15 protein-coding genes and 1 riboswitch are annotated in these 19,320 nt (G+C 62.1%); of the genes, 8 read left to right on the top strand and 7 right to left on the bottom strand.

The features are described 5' to 3' along the window. Positions 1-6 precede the first annotated feature (6 nt). Positions 7-420 (bottom strand): BA14K family protein, encoded by a 414-nt coding sequence (locus SINAR_RS0114065; protein WP_027999691.1) that lies wholly within the window; start codon positions 418-420, stop codon positions 7-9. Between the two features lie 258 nt (positions 421-678). On the opposite strand from SINAR_RS0114065, the gene SINAR_RS0114060 reads away from it, so the two are divergent. Then, positions 679-1,740, top strand: coding sequence for a glycoside hydrolase family 25 protein (locus SINAR_RS0114060; protein ID WP_027999690.1), 1,062 nt, complete (start codon positions 679-681; stop codon positions 1,738-1,740). A 1-nt stretch (position 1,741) separates the two neighbouring features. Here the strand turns inward: SINAR_RS0114060 and SINAR_RS0114055 are convergent, their stop codons facing one another. Together SINAR_RS0114055 and SINAR_RS0114050 are read right to left on the bottom strand one after the other, a co-directional pair. Further along, a complete protein-coding gene (locus tag SINAR_RS0114055) occupies positions 1,742-2,842 on the bottom strand; it encodes an FAD-binding oxidoreductase (RefSeq protein ID WP_027999689.1) in 1,101 nt (366 codons plus the stop codon). Then, positions 2,839-4,083 carry an aromatic ring-hydroxylating oxygenase subunit alpha gene (locus SINAR_RS0114050; RefSeq protein WP_027999688.1) on the bottom strand — a complete coding sequence of 415 codons (1,245 nt, stop codon included), beginning with the start codon at positions 4,081-4,083 and terminating at the stop codon, positions 2,839-2,841. Before SINAR_RS0114050 ends, SINAR_RS0114055 begins: the two co-directional genes overlap by 4 nt. A 111-nt stretch (positions 4,084-4,194) precedes the next feature. Beyond that, a riboswitch (cobalamin riboswitch) is annotated at positions 4,195-4,397 on the bottom strand. A 319-nt stretch (positions 4,398-4,716) separates the two neighbouring features. Between SINAR_RS0114050 and SINAR_RS0114045 the strand changes: the two genes are divergently transcribed. From SINAR_RS0114045 to SINAR_RS0114035, 3 genes are all read left to right on the top strand, one after another. After that, complete coding sequence (locus tag SINAR_RS0114045) at positions 4,717-5,313, top strand: DUF6656 family protein (RefSeq protein WP_027999687.1); 597 nt, start codon at positions 4,717-4,719, stop codon at positions 5,311-5,313. Between the two features lie 68 nt (positions 5,314-5,381). After that, on the top strand, positions 5,382-6,356 hold the full coding sequence (locus SINAR_RS0114040; protein ID WP_027999686.1) for an L-threonylcarbamoyladenylate synthase: 975 nt from the start codon (positions 5,382-5,384) through the stop codon (positions 6,354-6,356). A 28-nt stretch (positions 6,357-6,384) separates the two neighbouring features. After that, positions 6,385-7,818 (top strand): FAD-binding oxidoreductase, encoded by a 1,434-nt coding sequence (locus SINAR_RS0114035; protein WP_027999685.1) that lies wholly within the window; start codon positions 6,385-6,387, stop codon positions 7,816-7,818. Between the two features lie 55 nt (positions 7,819-7,873). On the opposite strand, the gene SINAR_RS0114030 is transcribed toward SINAR_RS0114035, so the two are convergent. Beyond that, on the bottom strand, positions 7,874-10,183 hold the full coding sequence (locus tag SINAR_RS0114030; protein WP_027999684.1) for a DUF1217 domain-containing protein: 2,310 nt from the start codon (positions 10,181-10,183) through the stop codon (positions 7,874-7,876). Between the two features lie 311 nt (positions 10,184-10,494). Here SINAR_RS0114030 and SINAR_RS0114025 point away from each other — a divergent pair, with 311 nt between their 5' ends. Then, complete coding sequence (locus SINAR_RS0114025; RefSeq protein ID WP_027999683.1) at positions 10,495-11,061, top strand: DUF6101 family protein; 567 nt, start codon at positions 10,495-10,497, stop codon at positions 11,059-11,061. 374 nt (positions 11,062-11,435) lie between these two features. On the opposite strand, the gene ubiA is transcribed toward SINAR_RS0114025, so the two are convergent. The 3 genes from ubiA to SINAR_RS0114005 all read right to left on the bottom strand — a co-directional run bounded on the left by ubiA (position 11,436) and on the right by SINAR_RS0114005 (position 14,444). Then, positions 11,436-12,395: a 4-hydroxybenzoate octaprenyltransferase gene (gene ubiA, locus SINAR_RS0114015; RefSeq protein ID WP_027999682.1), complete on the bottom strand. Its 960-nt coding sequence runs from the start codon at positions 12,393-12,395 to the stop codon at positions 11,436-11,438. A gap of 76 nt (positions 12,396-12,471) precedes the next feature. Further along, entirely contained in the window at positions 12,472-13,278 is an 807-nt protein-coding gene (locus tag SINAR_RS0114010) for a MipA/OmpV family protein (RefSeq protein WP_027999681.1), read from the bottom strand. 356 nt (positions 13,279-13,634) lie between these two features. Then, positions 13,635-14,444, bottom strand: coding sequence for an AraC family transcriptional regulator (locus SINAR_RS0114005; protein WP_027999680.1), 810 nt, complete (start codon positions 14,442-14,444; stop codon positions 13,635-13,637). Positions 14,445-14,557: 113 nt separating this feature from the next. Here SINAR_RS0114005 and SINAR_RS0114000 point away from each other — a divergent pair, with 113 nt between their 5' ends. The 3 genes from SINAR_RS0114000 to SINAR_RS0113990 all read left to right on the top strand — a co-directional run bounded on the left by SINAR_RS0114000 (position 14,558) and on the right by SINAR_RS0113990 (position 19,260). Continuing rightward, positions 14,558-15,754, top strand: a complete 1,197-nt coding sequence (locus SINAR_RS0114000; protein WP_027999679.1) for an MFS transporter — start codon at positions 14,558-14,560, stop codon at positions 15,752-15,754. Between the two features lie 102 nt (positions 15,755-15,856). Next, positions 15,857-16,894: a polyamine ABC transporter substrate-binding protein gene (locus tag SINAR_RS0113995; RefSeq protein ID WP_027999678.1), complete on the top strand. Its 1,038-nt coding sequence runs from the start codon at positions 15,857-15,859 to the stop codon at positions 16,892-16,894. After that, the gene (locus SINAR_RS0113990; RefSeq protein WP_027999677.1) at positions 16,891-19,260 is read left to right on the top strand and encodes a putative bifunctional diguanylate cyclase/phosphodiesterase; all 2,370 of its coding nucleotides are present in this window, start codon (positions 16,891-16,893) and stop codon (positions 19,258-19,260) included. Before SINAR_RS0113995 ends, SINAR_RS0113990 begins: the two co-directional genes overlap by 4 nt. The last annotated feature ends 60 nt before the right edge of the window (positions 19,261-19,320 follow it).

Here is a 19,320-nt window from a genome sequence, read left to right as displayed (position 1 = left end):
GCCTGCTCAGCTATAGGGCGAATAGCACTGCCGGCGGGGCCCGTTATAGGGCTGATAGCTGTTGTCATAGGCCCTGTAGGAGCGATAGCGGCCGTAGCACCACTGGACGTGCCGGCTGCCGTAGCGAGCCGGCGGGCGATAAGCGGGGCGGCGCTCGATCACGATCCCGAAAGCTGCCGGCGGATACCACCATCCCCGGTAATAGCGGTAGCCGGGGCGCTGATAGCGGTAACCACGATAACCGTTGTAGTAATCGAAGTCGCCATACCGGTAATAGCCACGCCGCGGCACATACTGAACATCGGTAATGGCGCTCTCGACGGTAACCCGAGGGGGCAGATGCGTGAATGCCTGCGACGGCACCGGCGATGCCGTCAGCGCGATCGCTGCAAGCGCGCCCGAAAGCCATTTGCGTGACATCATGTTCTCCTTGCGTCGATTTCGATGCACAACCGGCCCTTGCAAGGGCAGTACACCAAGACTAGAGCAGAAATCGCCGGAAGCAACCGTCGCGCGCGGATACGGCAGGGGAAAATCCCTCCGGCAGTACAATCCAAGGCGGAATCCGGCCGTCGACTTTGCCCCTTCAGGTCGGTGTACAGATGCGTCCGCCTCGCGCAGATTGGGGCCGGGGCTGAGATTTACGACCTCTTAACGCTAAGTCGGCAATCTCAGAGAATGGAAAAGCGGGGAATCTCGACCATAGGGATGATCTTGCGCCTGGCGGTCCTCATGGGCCTGACCTTCGCGGCGGCGAGCGCGCGCGCCGGCGAAGTGGAGCCGTGGAAAGAGCGGCAGAACGCCATCATCGTCGACGCTTACGAGCTGAACAGCATCGACTGGGAAGCCATGCTTAAGGATAAGCGGATCGCCGGTTTCATCGCGAAAGCCTCCGACGGCCTGCCGGAAAGCTTCACCTGTACCGGCGACCACCGCGGCGATACGGTCGCCCATTGCAAGACGATGTGGCGCAAATATGCCGTCAGCCGCGAACTTTATCAGACCCGCCGGCTGATCGCGCGCACGCATGGCCTGCTCTGGGGCGCCTATCATCTTGCAAGGCCCGGCAACCCCGTCGATCAGGCGAACCACTTCCTCAACTATGCCGACCCGCGCGACGACGAGCTGATGGTGCTCGATATCGAAGGGATCGATCCGGAAAAATACATGTCACTCGAAGACGCCGCCATTTTCGCCGGCCATGTGAAGGCCAGGACCGGGCGCTATCCCGTCCTCTACACCAATCACGCAACCGCGAAACACATTGCCGCCAACCGCTTCAAGCATCGGCTGCTTTCGCGTCTTCCGCTCTGGTATGCGCGCTACAAGCCCGCCATCCGCAACGTCTTTCCGATGGGAAACTGGGACCGTTATTCGCTCTGGCAATTCTCGTCGGCGCATAATTGCGGAAAGAAGCGTTGCCCTTATCGGGTCCCCGGCACACTGAACGACATCGACGTGAATGTCGCAGCGATGAGCGCGGCGGCACTGAAAAGCGTCTGGCCTCATGGCGGACTTCTCCCGGAGAAACCGCCGGTGCTCACCGTTGTCGCCTCGGCCGCCGTCGGCACGACCCCGGCGCTGAACGCCGAAGCGGTGGCCTCTCTCTCGCGGCCGCTCGTTATCAGCCGTGCCGAGGCGGAGAGCGGATCGGGAGCGGGCGCCGACAGGACCGTAACCGGTTCCATCGCCGTCAGGGCCGCAGAGGCGCACCTGCCCTACCAATCCGAGCGGCGGTAGCTCAGGCCTCGATCTGCACGTCGCTTATCGGCCGCGAACAGCAGGCGAGGATGTAGCCCTCCTCGATCTCGTCGTCGAGAATGCCGCCGTTGTGGTTCATTTCGACATCGCCGGCGATTTTCATCACCCGGCACGTCCCGCAGATGCCGCCTTCGCAAGCGGCCCCGATCCTGACACCATTGGCGCGCGCCGTCTGGAGGATCGTCTGCCCGGGAAGGGCGGTCGCATCCTTGCCGCTCATCGTGAAGCTTACCCGCGCCGCACTGGCCCCGGCATCGGCGGGCGGCCCCGCTCGAATTGCAAGCTCCTCGGCCGCCGGTGCCGCGGCAGGCTGGAAGCTCTCCTGGTGGTAGCGGTCCATGTCGAAGCCGGCCGTTTTCAGCATCTCCCGAACACCACGCATGAAGGGTTCCGGCCCGCAACAGAAGACGGTTCGCTCCAGGAAATCCGGTGCGAGCAGCGGCAGCTTGGTCGCGTCGATGCGGCCGCGCAAACCATGCCAGCCGTGCCGCGCCTCGTGTCCCTCCACCAGGAAGCCGAGATTGAGCCGCGGCATCTGGCGGGCGAGAACTTCGAGCTCCGCCTTGAACAGAAGATCGTCGGGGCGGCGGGCGCAGGAAATGAAGGTGACATCCATCTCCGGCGCGCAGTCGGCCATCCAGCGCGTCATCGACATCATCGGCGTGATGCCCGAACCCGCCGAAATGAAAAGATATTTTTCCCCGGGATGGCGAACGAAGCTGAAGTCGCCGAGCGGCCCCAGCGCCTTCACCACCATGCCGGGCTTCAGATTGTCGAACATCCAGCGCGTGCCGATGCTGCCGGGCTGCGCCTTCACGGTAACCGCCACGGAGAGCGGCCGCGACGGCGAAGAGGACAGCGTGTAGGTACGCATCACCGGCTCATCTGCAACGGGCAGTTCGAGCGTCACGAACTGCCCGGGCAGGTAGCGAAACCAGGCCGGCTTGTCGGAGCGGAACGTGAAGGTCATCACGTCGGCGGTCTCCGTGACCGCCGCAATGCACTCCAGCAGGTGCTGGCGGTCTCTCCAGGGATCGAGCTCGTCGAAATGGTGGAAGGAACGAGGCATCTCCATGATCATGCCACCCGCGAGAGATACGTGGCTCCGTCCTGGAGACGGTCCAGCATGAAGCTCGAATACCACTCGACGAACTGCATGACGCCGCCCTCGTGTTCGGCGGAATAGGGACCGGGCTCATAGGCCGGCGAGCGGATACCGAAAGCGTTCTCCTCGACGATCTGCCGGTCCTGGTCGTTGGTCTCCGTCCAGACATGCGTCAGTTCGTCGATCCGATAGTCCACGCCCTCCACCGCATCCTTGTTGACCAGCCACTTGGTCGTAACCTGCGTCAGTTCCGGCCCGAGCGGAAGCACACGGAAGGTGATCGCGTGGTCGCCAAGGATGTGGTTCCAGGTCGTCGGATAATGGAAGAGCAGCAGCGTGCCGATGCCATCGGCGCTCACTCCGGTAGAAAGCTGTTTGCTCACGGCCTTCTGGCCGGACATCGTGTAGCTCTCGGCGCCGTTGATCAGCGGCATCCTCGTCATGCGGAACTGGCCGGTGGGCGCGATCCGGAAGGCGCTCGGAAGACCGGCAGCCTCGCACTTCTGCCAATGGGCGCCGATTTCCGGATCGTCCATCGCCCCCTGGACCCCGGTCACGGTCGGCGCCTCCGGATAGGTGCGGCAGAGTTCCGGATGATTGGCAGCGCAATGATAGCACTCGCGATTGTTCTCCCAGACGAGCTTCCAATTGCCCTTCTCGACGATGGTGCTCTCGAAGGCGACCTTTGTCTCTCCGAGGCGGTGCGGCGCGAGATAGCCGGCGACCGTCTCGCGGAACGGCTGGAAGTCCATCGGGTGATCGGCAAGGCTGATGAAGATATAACCGCCGACGGTCTCGCAATGGATGGGCTTCAGACTGTGCTCCGCCGGGTCGAAGCCCTCGGGCATCTGCCGCGCGAAGAGCAGCCGGCCGTCGAGCTCGTAGGTCCACTGATGGTAGGGACACACAAGCTTGGCCGACGAGCCCTTGGACTGCGTGCAGACGCGCGAGCCCCGATGCCGGCACGAATTGTGGAGAGCCCGGACCGCGCCTTGCCGGTCGCGCACAATGACCACCGGATATTCGCCGATTTGCACCGTGAAGTAGTTGCCCGGCCGCGGGACTTCGCAATCATGGCCGATGAACAGCCAATCCTTGTACCAGATTTGCTCCAGGTCCTGACGGTAATAGTCGGGATCGACATAGAAGGCGCGATCCAGGCTATAGCCTTCGCGACGCGTCTTCAGCTTGCGCAGCATTTCGGTCTGAATTTCCATGCCCTTGTCCTCGTTTTCCGCCGCTCCGGAGAGGCAGGACAGGAACCCGCGCCGGTCGCATGGACCCGCAACGCATATGGCTCCGATCCGGCTGCCCGCCGCAACCAGCTGCTCGATTTGTGCTCCAAGGCTGGTTTCCGGGCTCTGGAGCTGTCCACGGGGGACCCGCCCGGCGCCTTCCCGGACGCGATGTCCAGTGGCCTTCTGCCGTGGCTGTTCGCTCCACCACCGTTGCGGGGGCAGCGCCGGGATTTGACCGGCTTCCCAATTCTCCGCCCTCTCTTCGAGGTGGCACCTTGAGTGTCCTCATCTAAGCTTGCGAGCGGGTCGGGCAACTGCCAATTGGCGACATCCGATTCCAGAAAGACGACAGGCAGAAAATGAAGCATTCGGCGACCAAGAGGGCAATATTATCCATAACAAACAATAGGGTAGATGAATCTCGATGCTGCCGGCCCTTTTTTGGGCAGCGTCGTTCACGACGCGAAGGCGATTTGCCGTTTTGCGACACTGCCCATTGGCGCAGGATCCGATCGACCCCGTCCTGCGCGACCGGGAATGCTTCGTTAACCGTAATGGCCTAACCTTGGCCGCTATCGACCCGCTTGCGGACAGGATGGCGCGAAGACGCCCATGGCAAAGTTCCGATATTACGAAGCCTCCGAAGAGGCACCGGCCGCAACGCCGAAACCCACCGCCCATACCGAGTTCCTGCGAACCGGCAGAATCGACAGACGCTGTTGGATGCCGAGCGAGCGCCAGTACCTGAGCTATGCCGAGGTCGCGCAGCAGACGGGGCGGAAACTGGCGACAGCGGGCGAGACGACCCACCGGCGGATCAACGGATTTCACACTTCGATCCGGTTCCCGAAGATGGTCTTTCACCGGACGCTCGCCGACAGCCCGCATCTCGGCTATTGCCATGTGACCGCCGCAAGTACCCGCCTCGCCGAGTTGCACGAGATCACCTGGTCCTTCTACTTCGCGAACTTCTTCTGCGACCTCGGGCACGAGGACCATTTTTTCGACCGTATCCGGCCGGGCTACTCGCGCATGTACTTCGCCGTTGCGACCGAACCCGATGCCGGCGAGGCGCGGATCGTCGTCAACCGGAATGTCCGCGGCAACGGGCTGATCTTCCGGACGCAGGATCCGAAGGTGGCCCTCAAGAACGTGCTGATGCTCGGCGCACGCGACGAAGCCCTTCGCCGGATCATTCGCGGGCTTTGACGAAGAAAATCGTTCTGTTTTTCCGACAGCTCCTTTAAGGAAGGCGACGGAAAGGACCGGACACCGCCATGGCCGAAGTCATAGACACGCGCATCGAACCGGAGCGGGCAATCGAGAAAGCCTGCGCCGTTCTTTCGGACGGGGATCCCGTCGCCATCCCGACGGAGACCGTTTACGGCCTTGCCGCTGACGCCACCAACCCCGATGCAATCAGCCGCATCTACGAGATGAAGGGGCGGCCGCGCTTCAATCCGCTGATCTGCCACGTCTCGGATCTGGCGATGGCCGAGGCGCATGTGACCTTCGACACGGTCTCTCGGCGCCTGGCGGAGGCCTTCTGGCCGGGGCCTCTCACTCTCATTCTGCCGCAGCGGCGGGAAACTACCGTACACGCGCTCGCATCCGCCGGTCTCGACACGCTCGGAATTCGCATGCCCGACGGTTTCTCGCGTCGGGTGATCGCCCGGTTCGGGCGGCCCTTGGCAGCGCCGAGTGCCAACACCTCGGGCGGAGTCAGCCCTACCAGTGCTGCCCACGTGCAGGCGGATCTCGGTCCCAGGCTGAAGCTTATCCTTGACGCGGGCCCGGCCGAGATCGGGCTCGAGTCGACCATCGTCAAGGTCGATGAGGGACGGCTGCGGCTGCTGAGGCCCGGCGGACTCGACGCGGCAGAGATCGAGGCGCTTACCGGGCTCGCCGTCGAGCGCCCGGAGACTGCCGGCGCCGTCATCGAGGCGCCCGGCATGCTGGCCTCGCATTATGCGCCCGGCGCGGCCGTGCGGCTCGATGCCGAACAGGTCCGGAAAGGAGAAGCCCTGATCCGCTTTGGCGGGAAGGCGCTTCCCGGAGAAGGCGATGCCGTGATCGTCATGGATCTCAGTCCAGGCGGCAGCCTTCGGGAGGCCGCAGCCAATCTTTTCGACTATATGAAAAAGGCGGATGCCACCGGCGCCGCGACCATCGCCTTCGGACCGATCCCGAGCGAGGGGCTCGGCGAGGCGATCATCGACCGATTGCAGCGCGCGGCCGCCCCGCGGGGCTGATGGCGCAGACACCGATCCAAGGCAGGCCATGACCACCATACTTCCTTCTCCCGAACTCATCGCCTCCTTCGCCGACATCGTCGGCCCTGGCAATGCTCTCACAGCACCGGCCGACACGGCACCCTACCTCGTCGAGTCCCGCGGGCTCTACCACGGCACGACGCCGCTCGTGCTCAGGCCCGGCTCCGTCGAGGAGGTTTCGCTGGTCATGCGTCTTGCAAGCCAGACCCGAACGGCAGTCGTGCCGCAGGGCGGCAATACCGGGCATGTGGCCGGTCAGATTCCGCGTGAGGGGAGAGCCGACGTGGTCCTTTCCCTCGAGCGGCTGAACCGCATTCGCGACATCGACCCGGTCGGCAACGTGATCGTGGCCGACGCCGGCTGCATTCTGGCAGACATCCGGAAAGCCGCCGACGATGTCGACCGGCTATTCCCTCTCTCGCTCGGCTCGGAAGGCTCGGCGCGGATCGGCGGAAATCTTTCGACCAATGCCGGCGGCACCGCCGTGCTTGCCTATGGCAACATTCGCCAGCTCTGCCTGGGGCTGGAGGTCGTGCTTCCGACCGGGGAGATCTGGGACGGGCTCAGACGCCTGAAAAAGGACAATACCGGCTACGATCTGCGCGACCTTTTCATCGGCGCCGAGGGAACGCTCGGCGTCATCACCGGCGCCGTGCTGAAGCTCTTTCCGAAGCCCCGCGGCCACCAGGTGGCCTTTGCCGGCCTCAGGAGCGTCGAGGACGCGCTTACGCTTTTCGATCGGGCATCGAGCGTCTGCGGGCCGGCCCTGACGGGCTTCGAACTGATGCCGAGGCTCGGCATCGAGTTCACCACCCGGCACATCGCCGGCGTGCGCGACCCGATGGAAACGACGCATCCCTGGTATGCGCTGATCGATATCTCCACCTCGGATTCGGCCGAAAGCGCGGAACGGTTGGTGCAGGACCTACTCGAAACGGTCATCGCCGACGGCCTTGTCGAAAACGCCGTCATTGCCCAGAACGAAGCGCAACGCAAAGCCCTCTGGCACATGCGCGAGAGCATGTCGCCGGCGCAGAAGCCTGAAGGCGGCTCGATCAAGCATGACGTTTCGGTGCCGGTATCGAGCATTCCGGCCTTCATGGCCGAGGCCGATGCGCTGGTCACGAAGGCCATCCCCGGCGCGCGCATCTGCGCCTTCGGCCACGTGGGCGACGGCAATATTCACTACAATATCTCCCAGCCGGTCGGTGCGGATAAGCAGAGCTTCCTCGACCGGTGGCGGGATATCAATGCGATCGTTCACGCCGTCGTACTCAAACACGACGGCTCGATATCCGCCGAGCATGGCATCGGCCAATTGAAGCGCGATGAACTTGCGGCGATCCGCTCGCCGATCGAGATCGAACTCATGCGACGGATCAAGCACGCCTTCGATCCGGCCGGGATAATGAACCCGGATAAGCTATTGCGGGAGGACTGAGACAGGTACGGACCGCATCGGGAAGCGCGTATTTCCGGCCGCTACTGCCGCTATCCTACCCGCCCTTCCTGAGCTGCGACAATTGAAAGAGCGTATCGGCGCTGATGCCGATATTCCCGCCGCTGCCTGAAAGCACGACCACGGCCGGATCGACCTCGGTGTTGTTCTCCAGATCGTAGAGCACGGTGAAGCGCGCGAGGAGTTTCTTCAGTTCGGCCGGATCGCTGAGCTTTTCAAGATCTAGGTTCTTCTCGACGATCTTTGCCTGCTGGTCGATGTCCATGGCGCTGAATTCGTCGGGCAGGCTGAAGATCGTGCGGAAGACTTCGGCAAGCGCATTGTCGGAGAGGAGATCGTAGGCGTCGACGACGGAGCCTGCCTGGCGTTCAAAGTAGAGTGCCAGGCGGACACCCGCATTGTCCTCGCCGGCCTGTTCTTCCAGCGTCTGGTGCAGGTACCGGTCGAGGGTCTCGTAAAGCCCCTGCCGCGTGACGATGATGCTCTTGTCCTCGCGCAGAATATTGCCCGCGCGGTCGAAGTTGAATGAAGTGACCAGGGCGGTATAGGCCCCGGAGTTCTGCTGCTGATTGATGAAGCTCTTTGGATCGTCGAGATCTGAGGTGAAGATGTCGCGGAGGAAATCGACGGTGACATTCTCCGGATCGATGCGGTTCGCCTCGAGAGCGAAATTGACCAGGCGGCTATCGGCCAGGAATTCGTCGAGAGAGGAAAGTTTGGCGACCTCCGCCGAGTAGTATTCGGCCTCGGCCTCGGCTTTCGCCTTGTCCTCTTCCGAGCCAAAACGGGACTTGTTGACGATGTAGGTCTTGGCGGTCTCCTGTATCAGCGTCTCCGATTGAGCCAATGCCGGGATGCCGACATCGCCCGATGTCGTAAAGTTGAACAGCTGGGCGAGCTTCAGGTAGCGCTCGTCCTTCAAGGTGTAGACGAAGCTCTTCGGGTCGTTGAGGTCGCTGGTCAGCACTCGTTTGATCGTTCGTGCGCTTTCGGCGTCGGGATCGAGACCGACCGCTTGCAGCGCGAAATCGTAGATCGAAGCCGTGTCGATGAAGTCGCCGACCGACGTCATCTTCGGGACGGCGCGCTTGTAGGCGTCGATCGCCTTCGCGTCCGCTGCGTCGTCCTTGTCGTTGTAGCGCGTCATGTAACGGCTGGAGGTGAGCGTCGTCTGCTCGGCAGTCTGCGCGGCATCGCCCGCCGCAAGCGTGCCGTCCGCCTGGAAGTTGAAGGCCCTGGCTAGCGCTTTGTAATTCTCGTTGCCCTTGCCGATCGTGTTGATGTAGCTGTTCGGGTCATCCGGATCGCTGGTCAGGATATTCTTGATCGTCGCCGGCACGATGGTGACCTCGTTGAGATCGAACGCGGTGCGGATGTAGTCATAGAGGCGCGTATCGGCGACAAGCTCGCTGACGTTCGCGATGCTCGCGATCTTCTCCTCGAAATAGGCCTTGTTCAGAAGTGCTGCCTGGGGTGTGATCCGGGGGTTGCTGGAGACGTAGAGCTCATTCATGGTCTTCTTGTGCGCGGCGGTCTGCGCCGATCCCGCGGCTACCGTGCCGTCGGCGTCGAATTGGAACGCTGCCGCCATCGCCAGGTAATTGCCGATCGTGGAGATCGATTTGTTGTAAGTGGCTATGTTTGCCTGAAGCTCCAGTTTCTCCGCCGGCGTCGTGTTGCTCTGCTGGAGCTTGGCCTGAGCATCGGCTCTGGCAGCCTGAAGCTCCGAAAGTCTGGGCTCGAGAACGGTGTTCGCATAGCTGTCGGGATCCTCGGCATTGCTGGAGAGAACGTTTCGGAGCGTTTCACGGGAGTAAGTGCTCTCGTTGATACCGAAGACGGTGAAGATGTAGGCTCGCAGACGGTCATTGTTCAGGAGTTGATCGACGCTCGTGACCTTGTCGATCATGACGTTGTAATAGCGCGTCTCTTCCTTCTGGATTTCCCCGATGCTGGCGATGCTCGTATTGTAAAGACCGATGATCTCGTCGAGTTGCGCTTCGGTCTGCGAAACCGCAGTCCCGCCGCCGAAGCTGAACGCCATCGCGAAATCGCGGTAGCGTTCGTCCGTCAGCTTGTTGGCAAAGCTGTTGTCGTCGGACAGGTCGCTATCCAGCACCTTTCGCATGAAGGCGACCGAGTCGATCATGTCGCCCAGACCATAGGCCTTCATCGCGTAGGAATAGAGGCGGTAGTCGCCAAGGAACTCGTCGACAGAGGCCACACTGCCGATGTTCTCCCTGTAGTACAGCGTATCGCGGGCGACGAGCGTCTGCTCCGATACGCGTCTCAGGCTGACCTTCATGTCGCGTGCGATGAGATTGTAGTCGAGATAAGTCGAAACCATGCGTCGCCCGCCAGCAAGGAACGGGGACCGCCGGCACTCCGACATCCCCTTGAAACCACATCGATGGCCGCAAGGATGGCGCGGCATGCTTGTGTGTGGCTTTTCGCCGCCGAAAATGCCCGCGATTTCGTTGACGAAAGAGAAACCTTGCGGCCTCGGTTTTTGCTAACCATTGGAGACGGCAAAGTTTTTTTAACCGCGAATTTTAAGCCGCCCGGAACAGAGCCGACCTATCCTCCGCCCATAGAGGACGAAAAAGTCCCGACAGGAAGGCCGGGAACGGCTCTCAAGGAAAACAAGGGCGATTTGAAATGCGCAATACACTCTCTCAACCGGCTTGGGTCGAAAACACGCTCAGACTTGACCCGAAGCGCTTTCCGCAGCAAGCAAGCTACATGCTGCGCGGGCACACAGGGAATGTCAGCATCAGCCTTGACGAGCGTGGCGCTGTGCTGCGCAAGGTGCTACCATCCAGTGGCCTGCCGCTTTCGATCGCTCTGCCGGCGCGAGCTTTCAAGGGCGTGGCGGCGCGGGCGATCGACCATGGCGACGGGGAGGTAACAGTGACGCTCGAACTTCATCACGATGATCCGGATCTCTCCATTCCGCTGCTCGTCGCGCATGATCTTTCGGATATCGCGGCCGATTGGCGCGCCTGGGCCGAGGCCTATCGCATTCCGATGCTGATGGTGGAGGCCGACGGGGTCGCGCGGCCGCTCGAGGAGCACATAGGCGATGTCCGTGCCGCTCCCGCGAAACCGCGCCGCCGCCATTCCTTCTTCGCCGAGCGCCGGCCACGCTTTCTCGTGCGCCGCTCCACCGGCAGTCTCGGCATCCAGATGAAGATCGACGGCCGCGAAATCATCGCCCGCGCCTGATCTCGGGGTATCGCACCTCAACACATTCAGCAGCAAGCCGGCCCTTCGCGGCCGGCTTTCCTTTTTGGCGCGCTTACCGCGATCACGGGTTCTTCCCCGAGGCGAGCAAGTGTTACCACCGAAACAAATGCGCCGCCTTCTTCATGGCATAAGCGATTCCTGACCAAGGACACAGATGAAGGAGACAACATGATCCGCAAGCGCCTTCTCGCGACCCTCGCCGCCATTCGAGCCCTTGTCGGCAGACAAACCGCAGTTCAAAGCCGCCAGCCAGAGGCTGAACCGAGCTGGGCGTAAGGACCGCTCGGACGGCCTGCCGAGACAATCTTACCTGCATCATGCGGGCAGCGATCCTCCGGATTCCGGAGGATTTTTCATATGAGCCGCACGACGAGCGAGAGCACAAGTCCGGCAAAGATGATAAGACCGACGACGCCGTTGAACTTGAACAGCGCAAGGCATTGCAACGGATCGTGGATGTTCAATACGAGGATCTGGTAGGCGAGCATAGCCGCGGCCGCCACGAGCCCGACATAGGCGAAGAATCCGGCGCCCGCCGCCGCGAAAGCGAAAAACATCAGAAGAACCGCAATCCCGTACAGTCCGATGAGCCACGGTCGTGGATTGTCGCCGAAGCGGCGCGCGGTGGATCGAACGCCGATCAGTTCGTCGTCCTCCCTGTCCTGATAGGCATAGATGGTGTCGTAGCCGATGGTCCAGGCGATCGCAGCGGCATAAAGGACGACCGCGGCCAGCGACAGGCCGCCGAATTCCGCCGCCCAGCCCATGACCGCGCCCCAGGAGAAAGCAAGGCCGAGGAAGAATTGCGGCCAGTCCGTGAATCGCTTGGCAAACGGGTAGATCGCGACCAGCGCCAGCGACAGGAAGCCGAGAAAAATCGTGAAACCGTTGAACTGCAACAACACGGCAAGACCCACAAAGGCCTGCAACAGCATGAATGCCTTGGCCCGAAAACGCGTAACGCGACCGGAAGGCAGCGGCCGAGAGCGCGTGCGCGCCACTTCCATATCGATGTCGTGATCGACGATGTCATTGTAGGTGCAGCCGGCGCCGCGCATGGCGATCGCCCCGACAACGAAGAGAAAGATATGGAAAAGGAAGCGCTGGGGCGAGAAGCCGCCGAGCGATGCGGCCGCTCCGGACGCCATCGCCGCCGACCAGAGGCATGGCCACAGGAGCAATTGCCAGCCGATCGGCCGGTCCCAGCGGGCAAGCTGCGCATAGGGCCATAGCGGCCGCGGCAGAACCCGGTAGACCCAGTTGTTGGACGGCGCGTCGTGCACGCGGCCGGAATCGGTGGAAGAACTGTCCATGACCACTGTTTGGCCCCGCAAGACCTGCCGGTCAAGCGCCGCGTTTCGTTCCACCCGCTTCGTCCGGAAAGACTCGTCAGGGTAGCGTGAAATCGAAGCGATAGGTTGCGGACACCCCCAGGAGGAACTGGTTGCGGCTGCCGCGCTCGCGTACGAGACTCGAATCGGCGGCGGCGCCCATCAGTCGCCGATATTCGGCATAGGCACCGGTCTCCAGCTTCTCGGTCGCCATCCAGTTGATCTCCGCGCCAAGACCCGCGGAGTGAATACCGCCGCCCGGTTCATAGGTGGCGAGTCCCGAGGCCGCCGATTCTGCGGCGTTGACACCAAAATAGGCGCCGAAATAATCGCTCGATGCCGCGGTCACTCGCGGACCGGCCGAGACGCGGACGGTGTCGCTGACATCGGTGAAGGCGTCGGCTGCAACATCCGCGACCACCCCATGATGGCTGCGGATACCCTGACGAATCTCGGCGCGAAGACGCATCCAGTCCGTGGGATAGACCTCTGCGAAACCGCCGAGTTCCCCGCCGAACTTGGGATGGTCCAGTCCGTTAAGATCGCTCGAGTCATTTTCGGTACGCTCGAAAATCAGCTTGCCGACCGCACCGGCGCGGAAATGGCCTTGATCGATCAGGGCGTAGGACATGTTGTCGTTGCGCGACGAAAAGCGCACGGCGCTGCCCGCCTTGCCGAGCGAAACGAGCGGCGCCGCCTGGAGCACACGCTTCGAAGCGCCTTCATATTCCGGGCCGAGAAAACCTGTAGCCCCGATCTTCAGATACCAGTCTCCCGACCAGGGATACCGGCTTTCTTCGGCAGCGGCGGATCCGGCTGCAAGAAGAAACGCCTGAGACGCAAGAAAAACAACATGTATTCGCATCCATACTCCGAAGACTAGTTTATCGGTGAAGGGAACCCGGAACGTGCCTCAATGACGTATAAGGAGTGACTGCTCACGTTATACAGCGTGTCCTTATCTTCGGCAAGGCCTTACGATTCCATTAGCAGCATCGATTCAGCTTCAGAACTCGCGTCAATCTGCGGTGATACCGCAGATTAGACTAAGACTAAGACTAATACTAAGACTAATACCATACTAATACTAAGACCTGCGCGCACCCATCAGACGCGCAAAGGTCGCTGTAGCACTTTGATCTGCTGCATGTTCTGTCCTTTAATCGGATGCGATTAAGGACACATGCAGTAAAGCTATTCCACGAAAAAAGCCGACGCCCGTCAGGTCCGCTGGTCGCGGAGGTAGACGCTCGGCGGTGCACCCAGCATGCGGCGGAACATGGTCGTGAAGGCGGCGACGTTTTCGTAGCCCGCGTCGAGCGCTACGGTGGTGATCGGCTCGCCGTCCGCGATGCGCGGCAGCGAGGCGAAGATGCAGGCGTGCTGGCGCCACGTGACGAAGCTCACGCCCGTCTCCTGGCGGAAGAGCCGCGTGAATGAACGCCGGCTGATGCCCATGCGAGCCGCCCACGCATCGGTATTTGCGGATGCCGATGGCGCCTCCAGAAATTGCCGGCAGAGGAGAGCGAGCTTGCGGTCGCGCGGGAAAGGCAGACCCAAAGGGCGCTGGCTGAGCCGCGGGATTTCCGTGAGCAGCAACTCCATGATCAGGCCTTCGCGCCGTTCGGACGAAGCTTCGTTCCCGGCGCTGACGAGTTCGTCGATGAGGCTGCCGACGAGCGTGCTCATCTCCAAAACGAGGGGCCGGCGCGCCTCGCTCGCCTCCGGCAGGATATAGATGGAATGCATTCGGACGTCGCTGACCATCTCGGCCGAGTGCTCGATCCCGGCGGGGATCAGCAGGGCATGGCCGGGGGGAATCATCCACCGCCCGCCCGACGTATAGACGAGCACCACTCCCGAACGCGCCCACCAGAGTTGCGTTCGACTGTGGCTGTGGGAGGGCACGGTGAGTCCGCAGGCGTAATCCCGCCCGATCGCGAGGACGGGCGCGTTCGCCTTCTCGATCCACTCCAGACTTCTGAAATGGTCCGCGTCCGGCAACTTTGGCAGCGTGTCGGATTTCGCCATCTGGCCCACTCACGAAAGAAATCGACCAAATCACAAAAGCAGGCCAGCGACAAGCCGTCTAGAGATGGCCGAAAAGGCTCCCCCTGGCGAGCCGCCTCGAAGGGAAACGTTCCATGGCAACGGTCACGTCGGCGGGCAATATCAGTCCGGAAAAGACAGCATTCTCGGTTATTCTCGCTGTCAGCTTCTGTCATATGCTGAACGACATCATGCAGTCGCTGCTGACGGCGCTCTATCCTTTGCTCAAGGAAAACTATGCCCTCGATTTCGTACAGATCGGCCTTTTGACGTTCACCTTCCAGGTGACGGCGTCGATGCTGCAGCCCGCCGTCGGCATTGTGACGGACCGTTGGGCGCTGCCCTATTCGCTGCCGTTCGCCATGCTCTCGACCTGCATGGGTCTCCTGCTTCTCGCCAGTGCCGACCACTTCTGGATGCTGCTCGTCGCAGCGAGCCTGATCGGCATCGGATCGGCGATCTTCCACCCCGAATCCTCCCGCGTCGCCCGGCTCGCTTCGGGCGGCCGCCACGGATTGGCCCAGTCGCTGTTCCAGGTCGGCGGCAATGCCGGAAGCGCGCTCGGGCCGCTGCTCGCAGCGTTTATTGTCCTTCCTTTCGGCCAGGGCAGCCTCGGGTGGTTCTCCATCGTCGCAATCACCGGTTTCTTCGTGCTTTCCTGGGTCAGCACCTGGTATGTGCGCCACCGCCGCTCGACCATGAGCCGTCCCGTTCCCAGCCGCGCGCTGCCGCTGCCGAAAGCGCGGGTGTTGTGGACGATCGCAATTCTCGTACTGCTGACGGCGACGAAGAACGTCTATCTCACGAGCATCTCGAGCTATTTCACCTTTTTCGTCATTGAAAAATTCGGCACCAGCGTACAGCAGGCGCAACTGATGCTGTTCCTGTTTCTCGGTTCGGCGGCCGCAGGCACCTTCCTCGGCGGCCCGATCGGCGATCGCTACGGTGCCCGCTTCGTGATCTGGTTCTCGATCCTCGGCGTCGTCCCGTTCACCCTTCTGCTGCCCTATGCGAACCTGTTCTGGACGGGCGTATTGAGCGTCATCATCGGCCTCATCTTTTCGTCCGCGTTCTCGGCAATCGTCGTCTTCGCGCAGGAACTCGTTCCGGGCCGGGTGGGACTTATCGCCGGCGTCTTCTTCGGCTTCGCCTTCGGCGCAGGCGGCATGGGCGCCGCGGTGCTCGGGATCTTCGCCGACCGGCAGGGCATCGAGTTCGTCTATAAGATCTGCTCCTACCTGCCGCTCCTTGGACTGCTCACGGTGTTTCTGCCGAAGCTGCCCGCGCGATAAGGGGCTGCTGCCGCTCCGCGTTTTCAGTCTTTGCTCCTGGCGTAAGCATTCCTCAATCATTGCCGGATAGCGTCCGGCGATGGGGGTGAGCAGGGGCGAAGAATGAGGAAATGTGGGGCCATTGTCGTTCTGGCAGCACTGCTTTGCGCTTCCGCAAGCCGGGCCGAAACGCTTAACCTGCTGATCTGGGAAGACTATATCGATCAGGGCCTGATCGACCGCTGGACGGAGAAGACGGGCGTTTCCATCCGCCAGATAAATTTCGACAGCGATGACGCCCGAGACGAGATTCTCGCCGATCCCGGCCGCAACATCGATCTTGTCATCGTCGATGAGAACGGCGCGATGCTTTTCGGGCGGAAAGGCGTCCTCGAGCCGATCTCCGATGCCAACCTTGCCGCACTCAAGGACTATGCCCCGGAACGGCGCAAAACCTGCGCCGGTTACGGCCTTCCCTACTTCTGGGGCACTGTGGGCATTCTTTACCGCTCCGATGTGGTCAAGCAACCGCCGACATCCTGGCAGGACATGATGCGCCCTGCACCGGCGCTTCGGAAGCACATCGCCATGTTCGACGATCACAGCGAGATTTTCGTGCCACCGTTGATGCTGCTCGGCGCCTCTCTCAATGCCGACGACACGGAGACCCTGAGGGCTGCATTCGAGCTCCTGAAGGCGCAGGCCCCTTTCGTTCTGACCTACGACTACGTCGTCACCTCGATCCAGGACCCGGCCTTGGCCGGGGAGATACATCTGGCACTCGGCTACAGCGGCGATCAGCACGTCCTCAACAACAAAGCCGGCAAGGCGGGGCTGTGGCGCTATTCAGTCCCGAAAGAGGGCACCTTGTCGTGGCTCGACTGTTTTTCCGTCGCGGCCGAATCGCCCCGCAAGCAGCGGGCTATCGAGTTCCTGAACTTCATCGCGTCGCCGGAGGCCGCCGCCGCCAACGCGCTCGCGCTCAATATGCCGACTGCAAGCAGCGTGGCGCTCAAGCTCCTTCCGGAGACCATGCGCTCCGATCCGGAAATCTACCCCCCGTCCGAAATCATGGCGAAAAACCAGCACCACAAGGAACTGTCCGTCCGGTCGATAGAGGCGCGCCGGCGCATCATCAACACGTTGGCGAACTTCCAGTGACCCTCGGCAAGCGTGCGCTCATCCTGATCTTTCCGGTCGTGCTGGCCGGCTATCTTCTGGCAGCCGTGTCTGTTCACGTCGCGCAGAGCCGTTCCATCCGCGCGCTAGAGCACGCAAAGCTTTCTCAACGGCTCGAGCATGCCGCCGCCGTCTTTCAGAACGAGGTCCGGCGCAGCCGGGGCGCCCTCAATGCGCTCCTGGGCGGCAACGCGCTGCGCCAATACGTCTCCGAAACCGACAAGAAATATCGCGCCAGCGCGCTTGGCGTGCGGCTGCAGGAGAATCTGAAGTCGCTGCTGGACGATCCAGCGGGTTACCTGTCCTTCGCCATTCTCGACAACAAGCTGGAAACCGAATACTACTTCGAAAACAGCTGGGATCCCTTCGCGGAGATCGACCAGGCACAGCTCGACCTCGCGCGCCAGCTGGCCAATGGATCGAAACTCGGCGACTGGACTTATGTCGACGGCACCGGCGACAGGCCGCGGATCGTCTATTCCCTCTTCGCCGATCCGATAACCTTGGGCCGACCGGCCCCCAGCAACAAGGCAAATGCACTGCTGATGCAGGTCGCGGTGCAGCCCGACCGTTTTCTCAAGCTGCAGGCGGCGCTGAAAAAGGAATATGGCGCCGACATCGTCCTCCAGCCCTGGCCGCTTGCCGTAACCGACGGCCTGTCGGCGAGCGTCCCTCTCGGGCCGTCTCTGCATGCGACCTTGACGGTCTCGGATACGCATTTCGACGCTCAGATGCTGCGTCAGAAGGTGCTTCTGGCCCTCGGCGCAGTGGCCATGAGCCTCTTCTCGATCTGGCTGATCATCGTGCTCATCCGCCGCTTCATCACGGGACCGATCGCAACGCTCGATACCAATGTCATGGCGGTGATGGCGGGGGCGCGCGAGGAGATCGCGGAGGTGGACGAGGCCGGTGAAATCGGCCGTCTGACCCGAAATATCCGGGAGATGCATCGCCGATCCGTCCAGTCGCTCCAGCTGGTGCAGCGGAGTTCCTGGACAGACACGTTGACGGGCATCGCCAACCGGGCGCGCTTCAACATGCTGGCCACGCAGGCCGTCCAGGAGGCTGTCGCATCCGTCGAGAAATGCAGCCTGCTTTTCATCGACATCGATAACTTCAAATTCGTCAATGACAAGCACGGCCATGATGTCGGCGATGAGCTTTTGAAAACGCTCGCCGCGCGGATCGCCAGCGATGTCGGGGCGATCACGCGCAGGCGCGGACAGGAGCCGGCCATTCTCGCGCGGCTTTCCGGGGACGAATTTGCCGTTCTGCTGCGCACCCGGCCCGGCGACGGAGCGGTGCGCGAGACCTGCGCTGCGATCCTCGCTCTGTTTTCAGATGGGTTCGAGCTGGCGGGCAAGCGCTATCCGGTCACGGCAAGCATCGGCGTGGCGGTATGCCCTGACGATGCGAGCTCGGTCGCGGAACTGATCTCGAATGCCGATGCGGCCATGTACCAGGCGAAAAGCGCCGGCAAGAACCGCTCCGCCCGCTTCTCCCGCGCGCTCAACGACAAACGCACACGCCAACGGCAAATCCAGGAAGAGCTTCGGGCGCTCGATCCCGACGAGCAGTTTCACCTGGTCTACATGCCGATCGTCGACACCGGCGGCAAAGTCACCGGCTGCGAGGCATTGCTGCGCTGGCACTCGCCGGTCCTCGGCCATGTGACGCCCGATGAATTCGTTCCGATCGCCGAGAGCTCCGGTCTGTTCACCAAGATCGACTGGTGGGTTATCGATAAGGCGATGTCGGACTGCCACCAGCTAAAGGCGCTGTTCGGGCCCGACACGGTGCTGGCGATCAACATCTCCTCGGCCGAACTGCACTCGAAGTCGATCAGCGGGCATTTTTCGGACTGCCTCGCGCGCTACGGCCTGGAGGCGCGATCGATCGATATCGAGCTCACCGAGACGTTCGCCGTCCAAATCAGCGATCAATTGCGCCTGAATATGGAAGAGCTCAGGAGCAAAGGCTTCCGGCTTTCGATAGACGACTTCGGTGCCGGCTACACGTCGGTTCAGCAGATCATCGATTATGCCGCCGACACGATCAAGCTAGACCGGGCGCTCGTCTCGAATCTGACGGCTTCGAAATCCCTCGCGGTGCTCAAAGCGGTCATCGCGCTATGCCACGCGAAGGAGATGGCCGTGGTCGGCGAAGGCGTCGATACGGCGGAAAAACTCGCCATGCTGTCCGCGGCCGGCTGCGACCGCTTCCAGGGCTATCTGATCAGCAAGCCGCTCCCGCTCGCCGAGCTGGCGATCTGGGCGCTGTCCCACGTCGCGCTCGCCTCGAAGCCGGCCGAGGGCGACAGCCGGTCGGCGCTCGGCGCTCGGCGCTGACATCTTGCGCGCGAGAGAGAGCGTTACGCCAAGCGAACACCACAAATTTGTAGCATCAAC

Origin of the sequence: Sinorhizobium arboris LMG 14919 (assembly GCF_000427465.1) — a bacterium.
Lineage (GTDB): Bacteria > Pseudomonadota > Alphaproteobacteria > Rhizobiales > Rhizobiaceae > Sinorhizobium > Sinorhizobium arboris.
The sequence above is the reverse complement of the archived record's forward strand: the minus strand, read 5'-3'. Positions and strand labels throughout refer to the sequence as shown.